Raw genomic sequence first — 1,626 nt, forward strand, 5'->3', positions numbered from 1 at the left:
AGTTATTGCAACGAACTACAGGGGAGTCGCAAGCCACGTACCTTTAGGTGCGTGATAGTTGACAAACACTCCATCCAATATGTTTTCTCGTTCATCTCTATCTTTTTCTGCAAAATTGGAACCGCCATCAAGCATAGCCCATTCTTCATAGAAAGACCGCATGTAACGCAGATTTCTAGCACTAAAACCTTGAAGTCCCGGAAGTTCTCTTTCAAGCCTTTCTGCAATAGCTTCGATTGCCCCCAGTTTTTACTTCTTGTATTGAGAGAAATGTATTTTCCTACATAATAGTAGCGTACCAGTTGATTCTGCCAAGGCACAAATTCACAAATCTCATCATAGTCAAATCTTCCTTAAAAATCAACGGTTCCAGACCATCAGAACAAAAAAGAATCCGGGAGCATGACCACATCATCGGCCACACTCCCGGTTCTCTTTCTCCCACTCTTCCCTGGTCAGCACCCGCCGGACCCGCTCCTCGATGCTTAGGCCCTCCCTTCCATTAAATGTTCGATTTCATCTATGATTTCTTTCTAAATCGCACGATTTAACTTGACTTCATTCTGTAAATCGCTTAGAATTTCCTTAAAGGAGGCGATTGACATGTTAGAAATCACTGCCACAGAATTTAAAGTGAACTTTGGCCATTATCTTGACCTTGTTCCTACGGAAGACATCTGGGTCACACGCAATGGAAAATATGTCGCAAGGCTTGTTAACCCCAATGTTTCCGCTGTTGATTCCATTTCCGGAATACTGAAGGGAAAAGTGTCTGAAGACATCGACCGCCATTCCCTGAGAGATGAAAGGATTGCACGCTATGCGGCTAATGATTGACACAAACATCGTTCTTGATGTCCTTTTGGAGCGTGAACCTTTCTACACGAATTCCAAAGCTGTACTTGATTTATGTGAAGGCAGGAAAATTAACGGCTTCATCTCTGCTTCCACAGCGACAGACATCTTTTATCTCGTAAGAAAATCGCTGCAGAGCACGGATGAAGCCTACAAGGCTCTCGGAAACATCCTGAATATCGTGAAAATCCTTACCGTGACAAACGATGATGTAAACTCAGCTTTTGTCCAGCGGGCGCACGATTTTGAGGATTGCCTTTTGGCCACATGTGCCAAATCAAACAAATGCGATGGCATTGTCACAAGGAACAAAAAGGACTTCCTGTCCTTTGGTGTTACTCTTTACAGCCCGGAAGAAATCGTAGGACTCATTACTTGAATGAGAAGAATTCACCCGCCCAGGCACAACGCTTGAGCGGGTTTTCTTATCAGAAGGCATCGAAGTCTTCCTGGGATGCGGTATATACGTAGTCCGTACCGTCATTCTCTTTTTCCGTCCAGATACCCATCACGAGACCGATCGTGAGGAGGTCGAGATCAGGAAGGGATATCCCGACCTCCATGCACCGCAAAAGGAACAACGGAGTCGTCAGTTCACGCTCGGTCTTCCTCAGTTTTTTCTCGCGTTCACGTCCGTGAAGAGGTTGCTCCCCCACAGCTCCAGGATTTCCGGCAGGACCTCTGTTTCTAAGACTTTTTGCAAAGTGCAACCGAAAATTATTTATCTTCTTTCAGTCGCCTTTCAATATCAGAGGCACTGTATAATACTCT

Annotated in this window: 3 protein-coding genes; 2 read left to right on the forward strand and 1 reads right to left on the reverse strand. The window is 45.0% G+C overall.

What is annotated here, in order from left to right:
- The first annotated feature begins 603 nt into the window (after nucleotides 1-603).
- Together BLV86_RS17365 and BLV86_RS17370 are read left to right on the forward strand one after the other, a co-directional pair.
- Entirely contained in the window at nucleotides 604-837 is a 234-nt protein-coding gene (locus BLV86_RS17365; protein ID WP_090820099.1) for a type II toxin-antitoxin system Phd/YefM family antitoxin, read from the forward strand.
- On the forward strand, nucleotides 821-1,234 hold the full coding sequence (locus BLV86_RS17370) for a type II toxin-antitoxin system VapC family toxin (RefSeq protein WP_090820101.1): 414 nt from the start codon (nucleotides 821-823) through the stop codon (nucleotides 1,232-1,234). Before BLV86_RS17365 ends, BLV86_RS17370 begins: the two co-directional genes overlap by 17 nt.
- Nucleotides 1,235-1,283: 49 nt before the next feature.
- On the opposite strand, the gene BLV86_RS17375 is transcribed toward BLV86_RS17370, so the two are convergent.
- A complete protein-coding gene (locus BLV86_RS17375; RefSeq protein ID WP_207647494.1) occupies nucleotides 1,284-1,511 on the reverse strand; it encodes a hypothetical protein in 228 nt (75 codons plus the stop codon).
- Between the last annotated feature and the right edge of the window lie 115 nt (nucleotides 1,512-1,626).

The sequence above is a fragment of the Oribacterium sp. KHPX15 genome (assembly GCF_900107835.1).
Taxonomy (GTDB): domain Bacteria; phylum Bacillota; class Clostridia; order Lachnospirales; family Lachnospiraceae; genus Oribacterium.

Coding starts and splice junctions, on each gene's coding strand:
- BLV86_RS17365 (WP_090820099.1), top strand. CDS start 604: ATGTTAGAAATCACTGCCACAGAATTTAAAGTGAACTTTGGCCATTAT.
- BLV86_RS17370 (WP_090820101.1), top strand. CDS start 821: ATGCGGCTAATGATTGACACAAACATCGTTCTTGATGTCCTTTTGGAG.